Annotated in this window: 12 protein-coding genes; 6 read left to right on the top strand and 6 right to left on the bottom strand. The window is 51.3% G+C overall.

What is annotated here, in order from left to right; genetic code table 11:
- The first annotated feature begins 1 nt into the window (after position 1).
- Both C8E01_RS04810 and C8E01_RS04815 read left to right on the top strand, forming a co-directional pair.
- On the top strand, positions 2 to 538 hold the full coding sequence (locus C8E01_RS04810) for a hypothetical protein (protein ID WP_116542213.1): 537 nt from the start codon (positions 2 to 4) through the stop codon (positions 536 to 538).
- A gap of 184 nt (positions 539 to 722) precedes the next feature.
- Positions 723 to 1307 (top strand): DUF4142 domain-containing protein, encoded by a 585-nt coding sequence (locus tag C8E01_RS04815; protein ID WP_116542214.1) that lies wholly within the window; start codon positions 723 to 725, stop codon positions 1305 to 1307.
- Positions 1308 to 1348: 41 nt separating this feature from the next.
- On the opposite strand, the gene C8E01_RS04820 is transcribed toward C8E01_RS04815, so the two are convergent.
- Positions 1349 to 1912, bottom strand: a complete 564-nt coding sequence (locus C8E01_RS04820) for an arylesterase (RefSeq protein WP_116542215.1) — start codon at positions 1910 to 1912, stop codon at positions 1349 to 1351.
- Between the two features lie 342 nt (positions 1913 to 2254).
- Here C8E01_RS04820 and C8E01_RS04825 point away from each other — a divergent pair, with 342 nt between their 5' ends.
- Entirely contained in the window at positions 2255 to 4366 is a 2112-nt protein-coding gene (locus tag C8E01_RS04825; RefSeq protein WP_116542216.1) for a carboxy terminal-processing peptidase, read from the top strand.
- A gap of 90 nt (positions 4367 to 4456) precedes the next feature.
- Positions 4457 to 6196, top strand: coding sequence for a gamma-glutamyltransferase (ggt, locus tag C8E01_RS04830; protein WP_116542319.1), 1740 nt, complete (start codon positions 4457 to 4459; stop codon positions 6194 to 6196).
- Positions 6197 to 6311: 115 nt separating this feature from the next.
- On the opposite strand, the gene C8E01_RS04835 is transcribed toward ggt, so the two are convergent.
- The 3 genes from C8E01_RS04835 to C8E01_RS04845 form a co-directional block, all read right to left on the bottom strand.
- Positions 6312 to 6698, bottom strand: coding sequence for a hypothetical protein (locus tag C8E01_RS04835; protein WP_116542217.1), 387 nt, complete (start codon positions 6696 to 6698; stop codon positions 6312 to 6314).
- Between the two features lie 153 nt (positions 6699 to 6851).
- Positions 6852 to 10259, bottom strand: a complete 3408-nt coding sequence (locus C8E01_RS04840) for a T9SS-dependent choice-of-anchor J family protein (RefSeq protein WP_116542218.1) — start codon at positions 10257 to 10259, stop codon at positions 6852 to 6854.
- Between the two features lie 181 nt (positions 10260 to 10440).
- Positions 10441 to 11598 (bottom strand): trans-sulfuration enzyme family protein, encoded by a 1158-nt coding sequence (locus C8E01_RS04845; protein WP_116542219.1) that lies wholly within the window; start codon positions 11596 to 11598, stop codon positions 10441 to 10443.
- Positions 11599 to 11864: 266 nt separating this feature from the next.
- Between C8E01_RS04845 and C8E01_RS04850 the strand changes: the two genes are divergently transcribed.
- Both C8E01_RS04850 and lysS read left to right on the top strand, forming a co-directional pair.
- Positions 11865 to 12893: a hypothetical protein gene (locus tag C8E01_RS04850; protein ID WP_116542220.1), complete on the top strand. Its 1029-nt coding sequence runs from the start codon at positions 11865 to 11867 to the stop codon at positions 12891 to 12893.
- 178 nt (positions 12894 to 13071) lie between these two features.
- On the top strand, positions 13072 to 14598 hold the full coding sequence (gene lysS, locus C8E01_RS04855; protein WP_116542221.1) for a lysine--tRNA ligase: 1527 nt from the start codon (positions 13072 to 13074) through the stop codon (positions 14596 to 14598).
- A 74-nt stretch (positions 14599 to 14672) separates the two neighbouring features.
- Here lysS and C8E01_RS04860 read toward each other — a convergent pair whose 3' ends face one another.
- Together C8E01_RS04860 and C8E01_RS04865 are read right to left on the bottom strand one after the other, a co-directional pair.
- On the bottom strand, positions 14673 to 15152 hold the full coding sequence (locus tag C8E01_RS04860; protein WP_116542222.1) for a YtxH domain-containing protein: 480 nt from the start codon (positions 15150 to 15152) through the stop codon (positions 14673 to 14675).
- Positions 15153 to 15397: 245 nt separating this feature from the next.
- Positions 15398 to 15715 (bottom strand): YtxH domain-containing protein, encoded by a 318-nt coding sequence (locus tag C8E01_RS04865; RefSeq protein ID WP_116542223.1) that lies wholly within the window; start codon positions 15713 to 15715, stop codon positions 15398 to 15400.
- Positions 15716 to 15753: the final 38 nt, after the last annotated feature.

Below are 15753 nucleotides of genomic sequence, written 5' to 3' on the forward strand. Positions count from 1 at the left end.
TATGGAAAGAGCAAGCAATGCGAGCATGATGACAGCCATGTTCCGGGACCGTGACAGCGCTGAACGCGCCTATGAAGAACTACGTGCACGCGGATACGACAAAGACGATATCAACGTGGTATTGTCGGACGAGGGCCGCAAGCGTCACTTCGGTAATGATGTAGACCGTGACGGCGATACCGAACTTGGAAACAAATCACTGGAGGGAGCCGGAGCCGGTTCAGCCATTGGTGGTACGCTTGGTGCTATTGTGGGTGCAGTGGCAGCCATTGGTACATCCGTAGCTATACCTGGTCTGGGTCTGGTAGTGGCTGGTCCGCTGGCAGCTGGCCTGGCCGGTGCTGGTGCAGGCGGTCTGACAGGCGGCCTGATTGGTGCGCTTGTAGGCGCCGGTATACCTGAAGAGCGCGCTAAAGTATATGAAGAAGGCGTGAAAGAAGGTAATATCGTACTGGGCTTTAAGCCGCGCACGTCAGAAGATGCCCGCTACTTCGAAGATCATTTCCAGAAGAACCGCGGAGAGCATATTTATTACTAAGGCCTTACGCCTTACATAAAATCAAAGGCTTGGCTTTTCCCTTGTGGCGAAGTCGAGCCTTTGTCTTTATACCCTCCCCTCTTCCTCTCACGAATGGGATGTGTAGAATAAACTGAACATATGCGGACAGTTTTTCCGTATGCCCTTAAAAACACGTAGAACTATCAAAAGCAAAAATAAGACTATGAAAAACCTATGGATGGCAGCCACCCTCACACTGGGCACGCTTGCCTTTGCATCCTGTAGCTCTGACACACAGGAAACCGACACTCCTACGAATGTAGACACCGAACTGAACACAACCGCCGCAATAGACTCTACCCTAAACGACGACAAGCGCGAGTTTATGGGCAAAGCGCACAGCATCAGCAACCAGCAGGTAGAGTTGGGCAAGTTAGCAGTAGAAAAAGGAACAACAGCCCAGGTGCGTGACTATGGCCAGCAAATGGTAGACCTGTACTCCAAAAAGCTGGATGAGCTGCAAGACATGTCCGGCCAGTACAGCGTTACGCTACCACAGCAAATGGAAGAAGACCATGCAGGACGTGTGCAGGAACTGCGCGATAAAAATGCGGATGAGTTCGACCGTGCTTATTGGGACACGGTAGTGGATGCCCATAAAGACGCGCTCAGTGCGTTTGAAGATAATGTGAAAGACATTGAAGAGACAGACAATACTACTTTTAATCTTTGGGCGCGCAATACAACCAAAGAAATCCGGGCTCAGATGGAAAACGCCATGGGCTTCCGACAGGATATCAAAAACTAACTCTACAAAACGGGTGGTGCTGTTAGCGCCGCCCGTTTTACTTATATGTTCTGCTTCAGTACCCCTTCCAGTATGGCCCAGGTATGGCGGGCCAGTAATTTCTGACCTTCCGCATTAGGATGCACGCCATCCGGGAGGTTGAGGTGGCGCATACCGGCTACGCCCTCCAGCAGAAAAGGCACAAAGGCTACGTTATTTTTGACGGCCAGCTCCCGAAACAGTTTCCTGAACTCTGCCGCGTAACGCCCTGGCACAATGTCAGGAATCTCCATACCTGACAGAATGATCTTTGCATCCGGGTGTTTGTGTTTCACCTTGTCTAGGATCTGCTGCAAGTTCTGAGAGGTTTCCCGGGCAGGTATACCCCGCAATCCGTCGTTAGCCCCGAGTGCCAGCACAAAAATATCGATTGGCGCAGAAAGCCAGCGGTCCAGGCGGTATAGGCCACTCGAAGTGGTATCGCCGCTGATGCCTGCATTGATTACGGTATAGCCATCGTATCCTTCCTCTTTCAACTTTTCTTGTATCAGCGACGGGTAGGCCTGCGCCATTGGCAATCCGTACCCTGCTGTCAGGCTATCCCCGAAAAAAAGAATCGTTTTCATAGTCGTTTGGTCTTGCTATACCTTGCCGAGTTCCTGCTTCGTCTATGGCTATACTTGTGGAGAAGGGCTTACAAGCGCTTCACACCGGATCAATTGCCCGGTACAGGTTTTAAGGTTTAAGCATCCTTCGGAAACGAAAAAAAAGTCTGAACAGTTATATAAAGAAGTGCCGCTTTGCGTAAAACAAGCAGGCGACCTGTTTGTTTATGCTTAGCCGACGCGCGGCTTTGCGATAAAGCTATATTTACACTACATTAGGACTCGCCTTAAAAGAAATGCCCGTGGCCTCATCTGCGGCACTACTTTTGCGTAGTTACAATGTGGTCCAACTAACTTAATTAGATGCTATCCTTGACAACCAGATTAAAAATATTTCTTTCTGTACTGGCCGTAATCTTACTAACGGGCTCTTTTATCCTGTACAGCAAAAACAATACACCCGCCGGCAAAAACGAAATACTCATCAAAGCCCTGATGCAGGGTCTGAGCACGATGCACTACAAGCCGGAGAAGGTAGATGATAATTTTTCTAAAAAAGCCTTTAAGCTATACTTGGACCGCCTCGACTTCAATAAGAAATTTCTCTTAGAGTCAGACGTAGCCATGCTGCGCAAGTACGAAACGCAGTTGGACGACCAGTTACGTGCGGGCTCGTTTGAGTTTTTCGACATTTCGGCTGACTTGATCGAGAAGCGCACAAAAGAATCTGAGGCCTTTTACAAAGAGATCCTGTCGAAGCCATTCGATTTCTCTAAAGAGGAGAGCATTGAGCTGGACGGCAAGAAATTGAAATTCGCCAAAGACAAAAACGAGCTGAAGGAAGCCTGGAGAAAGCAGCTGAAGTACCAGACGCTGGTGCGCCTGGCTGATATGCAGAAGCAGCAGGAAAAAGCCACAGCCAGCGCAGCTAGTAAGGAAACGACCAAAACCATGGAGCAGATGGAAGCCGAAGCCCGTGAAAAGGTGATGACGGCCTACAACGAGCTCTACAAGCGCCTGGACCAGGTGACCCGTGACGATCGCCGTTCTACTTACATCAACGCGGTGGCCAACGTATACGATCCGCACACCGGTTACTTCCCTCCTAAAGCCAAGAAGGACTTCGATATTGAGTTCACAGGCCGACTGGAAGGTATAGGTGCCTCATTGCAGGAAAAAGACGGACAGATCAAAGTGATGGAAATTGTGCCGGGCAGCCCATCGTACATGCAGGGCGACCTTAAACCAGGTGATGCGATCCAGAAAGTAGCCCAGGGCAGTGGTGATGCAGTGCTGGTAGAAGGTATGCGCTTGGACGATGCCATTCAGCTTATCCGTGGTAAAAAAGGAACCGAAGTACGCCTGACCGTGCGTAAACCAGATGGTAGCACACGCATTATCCCGATTGTACGCGATGTAATCGTGTTTGAAGAAACGTACGCACAGAGTGCGATGATTGATGAAAAGCAGAAGATTGGGTACATCAAGCTTCCTGGTTTCTATGCCGACTTTGAGCGCAACGGTGGTCGCAACAGTGGCGAAGACGTGAAAGCCGAGGTTGAGAAATTGAAAGCTGCCGGCATGCAAGGACTGGTACTGGACCTGCGCAACAACGGGGGTGGTTCACTCGCCGATGCTGTTGAGATGGCCGGCCTGTTCATCGACCAGGGCCCGATTGTACAAATCCGTACGTCTTCTGGCAAGACTGTCGTGCTTGATGACCGCGACCCGGAGGTACAGTATACCGGTCCATTGGTGATCATGGTAAACTCAAACAGTGCCTCTGCTTCTGAAATTTTGGCGGCAGCCATGCAGGATTATAAGCGTGCTGTAATTGTAGGGACCCCGACTTTCGGTAAAGGCACGGTGCAGCAGTTCGTTGAAATTGACGAAGCCCTGCCATCACAGTTTGACCCATACAAGCCATTTGGGGCACTTAAACTCACTATTCAGAAGTTCTACCGCATCAATGGCGGCACAACACAGTTGCGTGGCGTAACTCCTGACGTGATTCTGCCGGACGCCTACAGCTACCTGGAGTTCGGTGAAAAAGAGCAGGAATATGCCTTGCCATTCGACGAGATCTCGCCAGCCCGTTACAAGCCCTGGACACGTTCTAAGCTGAACATTCCGGCGATACAGACTAGCAGCAAGAATCGTACTGCTGGCAATGAGAGTTTCAAAGTAATACAGCAGAGCGGCGAAAGACTGAAAAAGCAGGTGGACATCACATCCCGTTCCCTGAGTCTGAAGAAGTACATGGAAGAAGAGAGAAAGAGCGAAGTGGCTAACAAGCAACTCGAAGACGCTCAGAAAAACATTCCGGTGCTGAATGTATCGCGACTGAAAACTGATTTGCAGACCATAGCGGGAGACACTGCTAAAATGGCCCGCAACAAAGACTTTATGAAGTCGCTGCAGAAAGACGTGTATGTAGAGGAAGCAGTAGCGATTATTAAAAACGACATCAAGTAATTGCCCACAATTGGCAATAAGCAGAAAGCCGGCTATGTAGATAGCCGGCTTTTTTTTATTTTGCAGCTTAGCCTTACCCAAACCCTATTCATGAAACACTTCAACCTGATCCAGGGCTTCCGATCGAAGCGCTATAACTTGTCTTGTGTGGTAGCTGTGCTCCTCGTCTTTTCAAGCTGTGCTCCCCGCCCACAAACCCAGCCTGAGGCCGGAAAGCAAGGCGTTGTAGCCGACAAGGCCATGGTGGTATCTGCTCACCCTGATGCTTCTAGCATTGGCTTAGAGATTTTGCGTAAAGGCGGCAATGCCTACGACGCGGCCATTGCCACACAATTTGCCCTGGCGGTTTGTTATCCTGTGGCCGGCAACATCGGTGGTGGAGGCTTTTTGGTATACCGGCATCATACCGGCGAAACCGGTGCGCTTGACTTCAGAGAGAAAGCCCCGGCAGCCGCACACCGCGACATGTACCTCGACTCACTAGGCAACGTTATACCTGACCTGAGTCTGCTCGGCCACCTGGCAGCAGGCGTACCTGGCTCTGTTGACGGCATGATTAAGTTGCACGAAAAACTTGGTTCTCTGCCTTTCGCCGAACTGGTGCAGCCCTCTATCGACCTGGCCCGACGCGGTGTGGTGCTGACTGCGCGCGAAGCCCGTATGCTGAACAATGCCCAGGAAGAAATGATCAGGTATAACAAGCATACCCCATACCTTACCCGTCAGCAGGCCTGGCAGCCCGGTGACACGCTTTATCACCTGGACTTGGCTCGTACCTTGGAACGCATCCGCGACAAAGGACGTGATGGCTTCTACGCCGGCGAGACAGCTGACCTGATTGTGAAAGAAATGCAACGTGGCGGCGGCCTGGTTTCGCACCAGGACCTGCGTGATTACAATGCCGTGTGGCGCACGCCGATTACAGGGCAGTACAAAGATCTGAAAATTACCTCCATGTCGCCGCCCTCGAGCGGAGGTATAGCCTTAATGCAGTTGCTGACTATGGTAGAGCCCTATGACCTGAAAAGCTTCGGCTGGCAGCAGCCCCAAACCATCCAGATCATGACGGAGGCCAAGCGCCGCGTATACGCCGACCGTGCCACCTACCTCGGCGACCCGGACTTCTACAAAGTGCCAAGCAGCGGCCTGCTGGACCGTAGCTATCTGCAGGAGCGTATGAAGAACGTGAGCCTGGAGCGTGCCACGCCATCATCCGAAGTAAAAGCAGGAGTATTACCCGTGTACGAATCAGACCAAACAACCCACTTCAGTATCGTGGACCAGTTCGGCAATGCCGCTTCCATCACCACGACCATCAACGGAGGCTATGGCTCCATGGTAGTAGTGGAAGGCGCTGGTTTCCTGCTCAACAACGAAATGGACGATTTCAGCGCGAAACCTGGTGTACCGAATATGTTCGGCCTGATTGGAGGCGAAGCAAACTCCGTACAGCCCGGTAAACGCATGCTCAGCGCCATGACACCGACTATCCTGGAGAAAGACGGCAAGCTCTTCATGGTAGTAGGAACCCCGGGCGGATCTACCATCATCACCTCTGTTTTCCAGACGATTCTGAACGTAGTGGAGCACGGTATGACCATGCAGGAAGCCGTGGCCGCTCCCCGCTTCCACCACCAGTGGCTGCCTGACGAGATTCAACACGAACCGGATGCTATTTCGCCAGAGGTAAGAACTGCGCTGGAAAGCAAAGGCTACAAGCTGAAGCAACGAAACAAGTACGGCGCTGTGGAAGGTATACTGGTGCTACCCAACGGCAAACTGGAGGGCGGTGCTGACCCTCGCGGTGACGATACAGCAGTTGGCTTCTAGGCAGGTATAGCCAACTGGCTTTTTGACAAAGGTCCATCAATTGCATAAGCCTCAATAACAGGGAGAGCCCGCAGGTATAGCATCTGCGGGCTCTCTGTTTTGTGCCGGCTATACCTTAGCTGTTTTTTCGCTTCTCGATGAATCCGCCAATATACGTAGCCATGGCAGCTATACCTGTGGTGCTCATCAGCCCAAAGACCAGCTTACGCCGATTGAGGGTAGCCTTGTCGAACTTCTCCTCTGTCTCGGCGTCAGGTACGGCAGCCTGCAGGAAGGAGCGCAGTGTCTGAGCCAGCAAAAGACCCGTGATGCCGACTGCCACATGCGCCATGGTTTGGTCACCTTTCTCCAGGTTTTTGCTCAATAGCAGCAGCCCGCTTCCGGCCACCGCAGGTATAAGCGCCGTCTTCGGACGCTTCTCGTTCATAAAATAGCTACTCAAGCCTGATCCAATCAGGGTAGCGGCATGCACATTGTTTATGATTTGCGGTTTGTCTGTCATAGTGGTTTACATTAGTTTGTTTACTTCATACCGATTGCACTACGGCTTGGTTATACCTGTAAGAACGACTCCAGATAGGGAACTGCTATACCTGGGTATAAAAAAAGCGGCCTCCCGTAAGACAGGAGGCCGCTTTTACTGAGTTAATATAAACTAGTTTCTTACCAGTTTAGCTTGGTAGACCTTGCCTTGTACCACTACCTGCACGTAGTACATGCCGTTACGCAGGTCGGCTACTTTTTCATTCAGCTGCTGTTGCACACTGCTGAGGTTACCGTTTAGTTCGTACATTTTGGTGCCGTTAGCAGAACGTAGCTCCAGCGTCATCTCATCCATCACCGATACTTCTACTGGCAACGAGATGTTCACCACAGGGCCCTGCGTTGGGTTCGGATACAGACGGAAAGCCAAATTTTGACCATGGGCTATACCTGCCGGGAAGTCGTTGTCGCGGATAGACAAGGTGAATTGACGGGCTGCAGCATCCATGCCCAAGTCAGTTGTCACGCCGTTGATGAAGAAAGTCACATGCTCCGTCGGCTCTGTCAGCTTGTCGTCTGCGATGCTCACGTCGAATGTGGCTGATGTAGCATAAGCGGGCACCTCAACAGCGATCACGTTGCTGGCAGCTACCGGGGCCGTTGTGTAATCCACGGCGGTGGCAGTGGCGCCGTCCTTCACCGTCAGGTATACGGTATGGGCTTTTGGTTGCGCGGCAGAGATGCTCATGTTCACAGCTACCAGTGCATCGCCCTCAGTGGCAGTCAGTGTGGGTGCTGAGAAAGCAACCGCTGGCGTAGCGCTGAAGCTGAAGCGGGCCGATACTGGCACGTGGTCAGATGTGGTATTTCTGTAGCTTGGGATCAGGCTGAGCAATTGGTTTTCAATTGCAACAGATTCCTCGATGTACTCATCCACCAGTGACTTGGACACGATGATGTGGTCCAGGAAGCTCTGGAAAGAACCTCCAGCGTAGGTATAGCCACCTGCTACACTGAGGTCATAAGTCAGTGCTTTGTAATTTTCATCCTGCACAAAGGGGTTCAGGGTAGAAGGCAGACCGTTTACTACAGAGATGTCTACATCGTCGTTCATGTCACCCAGCATCACCAGGTTCACGTTCGGATACTGTGCCGCCAGGCTGTCCTTGAGCACCTGCACGTCGTACTTGCGCTGGTTGTATGGCGTCACGTTGGTGCCGGAGTTGGCTCTGGTGTGGAGGTTCACCACATAGATTTGCTGCGTCACGCCGTTTACGGTGGCTTCCAGTTCCACCATCAGAGGCAAGCGACCGCTGGCCCAAAAGCTAGTCTGGGCAGCAGGATAGTCTGGCAAAGTAGCTGTACCGGCTAGCACATCCTGATACAGTTTGTGAAGCAGTACTTTCTGGCTCTTCACTTTTACCACGTCCTTCTTGTAGGCAACATAAAGCTTTTGTGGCACCAGGTTTCGGCTTGGGTCCCATGAATACGAATGCACATCAGAGCGAACGAAGTCGTATGCTGGCAACTCAGCCATTAGGCTAGCCATAGCTTCATCATTTGCAATTTCCTGGAAGGCAACGATGTCAGCATCCAGTGTCTGTAGCGCTTTTTTGGCATTAGCAAACTGCAATTCCTCGTTGTCAGGACCAAGTTCTGAACCTCTATCGTCTTTGTCAGCACCAAACCACTCCAGGTTCCAGGACACGATGTCCAGGGTGCTGCTCTTTGGAAGTGAAGAACCGGTCATGGTTCCTTTTACAGCAGTAAAATCACCGCTTGTGTATGTGATACTGCCTGATGACTTCAACTTGATGCTTTCTGGCTTAAAGCGAACATATACCGTGTTAGAAACGCTCGCTTCGGCAGCGGTATAAACCAGTGAAGAAGCATAGGTCTGGTCATTCTTCGAAAGCTCGAAATCAGTTCCCACTGACAAGGCCATACCTTGCGGAAAGCCTGCAGCAGAGAAGTTGAAGGTATGTGGAGCAGAAGCATTTGGCACTTCCACCACTCCGAAATCTACATTAAAATCACTTGTTGCAAGCAATTGGTCGACGTTCTCCACTGCAAAATCATCCAGGGTCCAACGGGCGGCTCTGTCTGTCTCAGCTTCTGAAGCATACACAAACGCCACATGCACAGCAGCACCTTTGTAGGCAGTGAGGTTCACAACCGACTGCTTCCATACATCAGAAGCCTCAGCAGGAAAATCACCGTTCAGCTCTGTCCAGGTGGCAGTGGCAGGCGCGCTGCTGCCGTCGTAGTTCGTCGACACCATCAATTTCAGACCAGGGCCCTGGAAGGCGGTTCTGGTCCAGAAAGAAAGAGCGGCGATGTTGAAATCAGACAAATCCAGTGCAGGAGAAATCACCCAGTCTTCGTTGTCGAGGGCGCCGCCGGCATAGCCGTTAATTTGCACGCCGTTGTTGCGCGGGCTCTCGGCCGTCTCTCTGCCAAACGTAGTACAGGCCCATACCTGGTCACCAGTTACGCTATAGGCTTTCCAGCCGCCCGGCAATGTGGTGCCGCAATTGTTGAAGTCCTGCACAAATGGGCTAACCGCATTGGCTGTCAGCTCGGTTACAACAGTAGCTATACCTTGGCCACTATGCGAAATCGACCCTGACAAAGTACCTGTTGTAGCTGACCTCACCTGCACAAATACAGTAGGGTTAGCGGCCATCTCCTCAGCAGAGAAAGAAATGCTGGTAGTGAAACCAGAAGTCGTCAGTTTTGAAACAGTGAAGCCTCCCGTGGCAGTCAATTGCACGTTTCCCATTATGTTTGCGCTTGCCAGGGTATAAGAAGAAACGCTGGCTTGGTTTAACACTACATCGCCAAAGGCAAGGGTAGCAGGAGCTAGCACGATTGGGTTCTTGCTGTCACTCAGGCTAGTTACTGCTATGTTATCGATGGCGAAGCCTGGTCTGGAGCCGCCGCCGCTGATCTGGCGTGTAGCCCAGCGCAACTGCACCACTTCCTGGTTTTCAGCTGCCTCTGGCAGGGTTACGGTAAAGGACTCTACCTTCTGAGGCTCGGTATTACCGCTCGTGGCCCACTTTTCTGTGTTGTTCTGGTATCCTGTACCTTCAACGTTGATGAAATCGCCGCTTGTACCAACGCGGTACTGCAGCACGATTTCGTTGATACGGGTGTTGCTTCCGCCGTCATAGGGGTTGCGCAGCGTCATCATATCAAAAGCCACATTGACAGCTTGCTTTTGCAGCGTACTGATGGCAAAGGCTATGCTCAGGTCTACGGAACCGCTGTTCAGCAAACCTATCTTGCCATTGTAGTTGTGAATCGCACCATTGGTAGTAGTGGATGTGCTGCTAGCCAACATGGCTCTGTCGGCAGTAGCCGGAGTGGTTCGGAAGTTTGCTCCAGGACTAGTAGATAGCAACCACCCCTGCCAGCCTTCCGGATATTCGGTAGAACTGTGTGGCAGGTCGTTGAAGTCCTGGGAATAAGGCAGCGGCTGCGGCTGCGGATTGGTCTGCGCTAAGGCTTCGCCGCCAGCCAAAAAGGCACAGCAGACCAGCACAAAAGCAGAGGCTTTGTGTAGATGTTTAAACATAAATATAAGAGAGATTTGATTTGTGACGTGTACGGAGCACGAAAGTGTACTGCACTGACGTGCAATGGGATATGGGCACAGAAAAGCGCATGAGTATCCATCGGTAACAAAGGTAAGCAGACGATTTTAATCCAATGTTACCAAATCATCAATATAATTTCTATCGTATATTTTAGACGTGCTATACCTTGCTTAATGCCTGCTCAATGTCCTTGATCAGGTAGTCCGCATCTTCCAGCCCAATGTAGAAGCGCACTAGATTAAAGTCGAGTTTTCCTTTGTGACTACCGTCGCTATAGTAGGCGGCGGCTGGGTAAATCAGCGATTCGTGTCCACCCCAGGAGGCGGCCATCAGGAAGTGCTGCAGGCTGTTGCAGAAGTCCTCTACCCGCTGCATATCGTCTGTTCTGAGCGCAATCGTAAACTGGCCGGTGTTGTTGCGCAGCTGTTTTTTGGTCAGTTCATACTGTGGGTTGGAGGGCAGAAAAGGATAATAGATCTTTTCGACCTTTTCCTGCTTTTCCATCCAGGCCACTACTTTCCGGGTCGTTTCTGCTACACGCTCCATCCGCACGGGCAGTGTGCGCAGGCCGCGTATGAGCAGCCAGGCATCGTGCGGCGACAGAATGGCACCCAGCGTCATAAACTCTCCCTGGAATATCCTGTTGATCATATCGCGACTACCGCAGATGACGCCGCCCATAGTGTCGGAGTGGCCACCGATGTACTTGGTGCAGGAGTGCACGACCAGATCCACGCCCATCTGCAAGGGGTTCTGGTTGAGCGGGGAGGCAAAGCTGTTGTCGATGATGGTGTTGCAGCCTTGCGCTTTGGCAAGCGCCGCAATGGCCGTTATGTCCTGCTGCTCAAAGGTAAAAGAGTTCGGGCTCTCCAGGTATAGCAACTTCGTGTTAGGGCGCATGGCCTGGCGGTAGTTCTCCGTGTCGGTACCGTCCACCATGGTCACCTCTACGCCAAACCTGGGCAGGAAACGGTTCATCAAAACATTGGTCCAGCCGTAGGGTTTGTCAATGCACACCACATGGTCGCCCGCTTTGAGTTGCGAAAGCACTGCTGCCGAAACGGCCGCAATTCCGCTCCCAAAGGCAATGGCATGCTCCGCTCCTTCCAGTGCCGCCATCTTTTTCTCGAACATGGTCACGGTCGGGTTATTGCCGCGGGTATAGAGGTAAGACTCCGCCTCATTCTGGAGCATGCGCCGCATATCGGCTACCGTTTTGCTGGCAAAATTGCTGGTCTGCAGGATGGGAGGCGTTACTGCATTAAAATACAGTTCACGGTCTTCGCCCAACTCGTTGAGGATGTAAGATAGCTCCATGGCATAAGGGTTTGGTCCCACTCTTGTACTCTTATTTCGAGCTTCGGGTTATTCACGCTTTCTCATGCATTTCCCTCTCTTTTACAGGTATAGGCATGGCCAAAAACTGCCTCTTGAAGCGGTCTCAACAACAGCATTTTATGAACTTGAAAATAAATTTTCATCAAGTGTGCAATACACTGATTAACAGGCAATTAGAATCATTAAATCTCTGCAATTTAGTCTAAAATTTGCAACTGTTAGCAAGCTAAAAATGTTGTAAATACATGAAAGAGAAAGAAGAAGAAAACATCATATCCATGTATCCGGAAGAGCAGAAACAGCTGGACAAGGAATGGTATAAATCCATCCCGGCGCAGGTGTTTCTGAACTACTTTTTCGCGATCAATTACCACCTCGACCACTACGAAGGGATGGGTCTGCAGCAGTTGGCCTATTTTAAGGATGTGCCTGCTGAGTTATCTGAAGAAGATTTGGAAGCAGTGAAGAAACTGTTGCTGAACAGCTGGAATACAGAGTATGCTTTGCGTACCACGGCCGAGCTGGGCGATGAGAGCTATATCCGAAATGCTTTGCACTGGACATTTCCGCAGGCTTACTATACTGTGTTCGCGAGCTTACAGGCTTTCCTGCATACCCGTCAGATCAAGACCAGCAACGAGTCTTTGGTGATGCGTGAAGCAGGCCGCCTGATCGTGAAGAATGCCTACCCGCAGGCAATGAGCTTTTATGCGTCGGGGCATTACGATGACTTCCGCATCAACCGCTTGCCCTTGGCGCATTACAAGCCGGGTTTGCAAATTGCAGGCAAAGAGCTGGAAGCACAGTCACAGATTGGGCAGTTTTTGAAGACCACGCGTCGCATGAAGGCTAAGTCCGTGCGACAGCAGGTACAGTCTAACCCGAATACTGCCATCCGCAGCAGCCGTACAGGTGAGGTGTTGCAGAAGTTTGGTCCGCAGCACTGGCAGCAGCTGACTTGGCGCGTGGGCTATACCACGCTGTTCGATTTGCTGGCCAGGTTGCGCATCTCCAGCTCACACCGCGAGATCGAGCGTTTCGTGCAGTCCGACATCGACTTCAGGCTGTTCCACGAATCGCTGCTCCAAATTGTGAGCTACCTCAACGGTATACACGAGTGCTATGTGGCGCAGGCCATGAGTTTGCAGCAATACGAGGCATTTGTGCAGGAACTGCCGGCCTATCTGCAAAACTCCTTTGTGGCGGCCAGATTGCAAGACAAAGTGAAACCGCTTTTGCAGGACGACGAGCAGCAACTCCGCACAGCTGCTTAAGTCCGATTTGTTCTACTACATATATGGGAGCCCCGGTAAGTTTTGCTTGCCGGGGCTTTTACTTTATGCCCCGCAGCAATTTAGCGGCTAACAATTAGCAATTTAATGTTTAAAACCTCCTGTTTATTTAGCAATTTTGCAGCTTGTATTTAACAGTCACCTTTAGTACTAAAATCGCATGCAACTCAGCGAACAGGAACTGCGCAGACGCCACGAGCGCGAAGAACTGGAGAAAATGGGCATTAACCCATACCCCTCCGAAACATTTGAAGTGACGGCTACGGCCAAAGAGATAAAGGAGAATTTCAATAAGGACAAAAACAACTACCAGGAAGTTACCCTGGCGGGCCGTTTGATGAGCCGCCGTGTGATGGGCAAAGCCTCGTTTGCTGAGCTAATGGACAGCACCGGTCGTATCCAAATCTACGTTTCCCGTGACGACATTGCGCCGGGAGAGAACAAGGACATGTACAACACGGTGTTCAAGAAAATGCTCGACATTGGTGACTTTATCGGCATCAAAGGATACGCTTTCATCACACAGGTAGGCGAGATTTCGGTACACGTTACGGAGTTGAAAGTACTGACCAAGTCGCTTCGTCCGCTGCCAATCGTGAAGCGTGAGATCGACGAGAACGGCAATGAGATCGTGCACGATGGCTTTACTGACCCGGAGTTGCGTTACCGCCAGCGTTACGTCGACCTGATCGTGAACCCGCATGTGCGCGAGACTTTCCGTAAGCGTACGCAGCTGGTAAACTCCATGCGCCAGTACCTGACTAACCAAGGCTACCTGGAAGTAGAAACGCCTATCCTGCAGCCACTGTATGGCGGTGCAGCGGCGCGTCCGTTCAAGACGCACCACAACACGCTGGACATGACGCTATACCTGCGCATTGCCAACGAGCTATACCTGAAGCGCCTCATCGTGGGTGGTTTCGACGGTGTGTTCGAATTCGCCAAGGACTTCCGCAACGAAGGAATGAGCCGTTTCCACAACCCGGAATTCACGCAGGTGGAGCTATACGTAGCCTACAAAGATTACAACTGGATGATGGACCTGGTAGAGGAAATGGTGGAGAAAGTAGCCATGGACCTGCACGGTACCACAGAGGTACAGGTGGGTGAGAACATCATCAACTTCCAGCGTCCGTGGAAGCGTTTCACCATGTTTGAGGCCATCGAGCACTTCACCAAGATTGATATCTCGGAAATGGAAGAGCCGGAACTGCGTCAAACAGCCGAATCGCTAGGTATAAAAGTGGATCCGAAACTGGGCAAAGGCAAGATTATCGACGAGATATTCGGTGAGACCTGCGAGCCATACCTGATCCAGCCTACTTTCATCACGGACTACCCGGTAGAGATGAGCCCGCTGGCCAAGAAGCACCGCGACAAGCCGGGTCTGGTAGAGCGTTTCGAGGCGATCTGCAACGGCAAGGAGATTTGCAACGCCTTCTCCGAGCTGAACGACCCGATCGACCAGCGCGCCCGTTTTGAGGAGCAGTTGGAACTTGGCAAGCGCGGCGACACCGAGGCCATGGTGCTGGACGAAGACTTCCTACGTGCTCTCGAGTACGGTATGCCACCAACAGCTGGTCTGGGCATCGGCATCGACCGTCTGAGCATGATCATGACGAACTCGCACTCTATTCAGGATGTGCTGTTCTTCCCGCAGATGAAGCCGGAGAAGAGAGAAGAGTAAGCGATAATTTGCTATAAACAGAAATGGCCCGCTAAGGTATAGCGGGCCATTTCTGTTTATAACTAGTTTCCTTTCTATAGCTTCTCTTCGCCAGAGATTCTGTTTTTCACTTTATCGGTGGCATCTTTCAGGCTTTCTTCTTTTCCGACCCAGGAGTCAATCTTAGTCTTACCAGCACCTAACTTCTCGTTGATGCCGCGGCCTACCCAGGCGGCGGAGTCTGACAGGCGGCGACGGGTAATGCGGCCACTGTCGGGCGCCATAAGTATACCGGCCAGCACACCGACACTGGCGCCGGCGAGCAAGCCCATGGCGACCCCCAAGGTGCCGCTGCTCTCCTCGTGCGAGCTATAAGACGAGGCCTTACGACTGCCGCTGCTATATACAGTTCGTTGCTGTGTTTGCTGCTGGTGCTTTGGCTCACGAACAGAAGAGTACGTTACGTTTTCTCCTGATTCTTTGCCCACATGGCTATAAGTTGAGGAAGACCGTGGCGTGTTGCTGTATGTGCTTTTGGACTCTCCCAGGCTGCTGTAATCCGATTTCGTTCTCATAGTTTGCTTTGGTTTTAGTGTGAATTCATTCTTGCCAACTTGTTATACTCTCTAAAATAATAACGGGAGTAAGTTGCTAAGGTTAGCGCAATTCACTTCATCGACCCCAATAGCAAAGGCCTGCCCCGGTAAGGGACAGGCCTTTGCTTTTCACAAAGCTTGTTCCGATTTAGCAGGCACGTATGCACCGGACAAGCTGAGTTTTGTATTATACCTGCTGAACGGGCTAGGCCCTGTGCAGTATACTAAACGTTCGTCACGTTAGAGCCACCGGCAGATGAACCAGTAGAGCCAGTCGATGAAGAGGATGCATTGCCACCCGTGTTGCCACCATTTTTGTTAGCTCCACCCATTTTGTTCATGGCTTCGCTGCTCATGTTCTTGATTTCATCAAGACCGGTCTGCAGGTTTTTCTCCAGGTCTTTGCTCAGTTTATTAGCCCACTTCTTGATGCCAGTTCTAGTCTGCTCACCTGTGTCTGGAGCCATCAGTAAACCTGCAATTACGCCAGCGCTGGCGCCTGCCAACAGGGCAAGCATTACTTTTCCGCTATTATCTTTCATAGTTCTGTTTATTATAAATTGTTGGATTTGGTTTCTTT

The organism is Pontibacter virosus (assembly GCF_003096355.1).
GTDB classification, from domain to species: Bacteria; Bacteroidota; Bacteroidia; order Cytophagales; family Hymenobacteraceae; genus Pontibacter; species Pontibacter virosus.

Coding starts and splice junctions, on each gene's coding strand:
- C8E01_RS04810 (WP_116542213.1), top strand. CDS start 2: ATGGAAAGAGCAAGCAATGCGAGCATGATGACAGCCATGTTCCGGGAC.
- C8E01_RS04815 (WP_116542214.1), top strand. CDS start 723: ATGAAAAACCTATGGATGGCAGCCACCCTCACACTGGGCACGCTTGCC.
- C8E01_RS04820 (WP_116542215.1), bottom strand. CDS start 1,912: ATGAAAACGATTCTTTTTTTCGGGGATAGCCTGACAGCAGGGTACGGA.
- C8E01_RS04825 (WP_116542216.1), top strand. CDS start 2,255: ATGCTATCCTTGACAACCAGATTAAAAATATTTCTTTCTGTACTGGCC.
- ggt (WP_116542319.1), top strand. CDS start 4,457: ATGAAACACTTCAACCTGATCCAGGGCTTCCGATCGAAGCGCTATAAC.
- C8E01_RS04835 (WP_116542217.1), bottom strand. CDS start 6,698: ATGACAGACAAACCGCAAATCATAAACAATGTGCATGCCGCTACCCTG.
- C8E01_RS04840 (WP_116542218.1), bottom strand. CDS start 10,259: ATGTTTAAACATCTACACAAAGCCTCTGCTTTTGTGCTGGTCTGCTGT.
- C8E01_RS04845 (WP_116542219.1), bottom strand. CDS start 11,598: ATGGAGCTATCTTACATCCTCAACGAGTTGGGCGAAGACCGTGAACTG.
- C8E01_RS04850 (WP_116542220.1), top strand. CDS start 11,865: ATGAAAGAGAAAGAAGAAGAAAACATCATATCCATGTATCCGGAAGAG.
- lysS (WP_116542221.1), top strand. CDS start 13,072: ATGCAACTCAGCGAACAGGAACTGCGCAGACGCCACGAGCGCGAAGAA.
- C8E01_RS04860 (WP_116542222.1), bottom strand. CDS start 15,152: ATGAGAACGAAATCGGATTACAGCAGCCTGGGAGAGTCCAAAAGCACA.
- C8E01_RS04865 (WP_116542223.1), bottom strand. CDS start 15,715: ATGAAAGATAATAGCGGAAAAGTAATGCTTGCCCTGTTGGCAGGCGCC.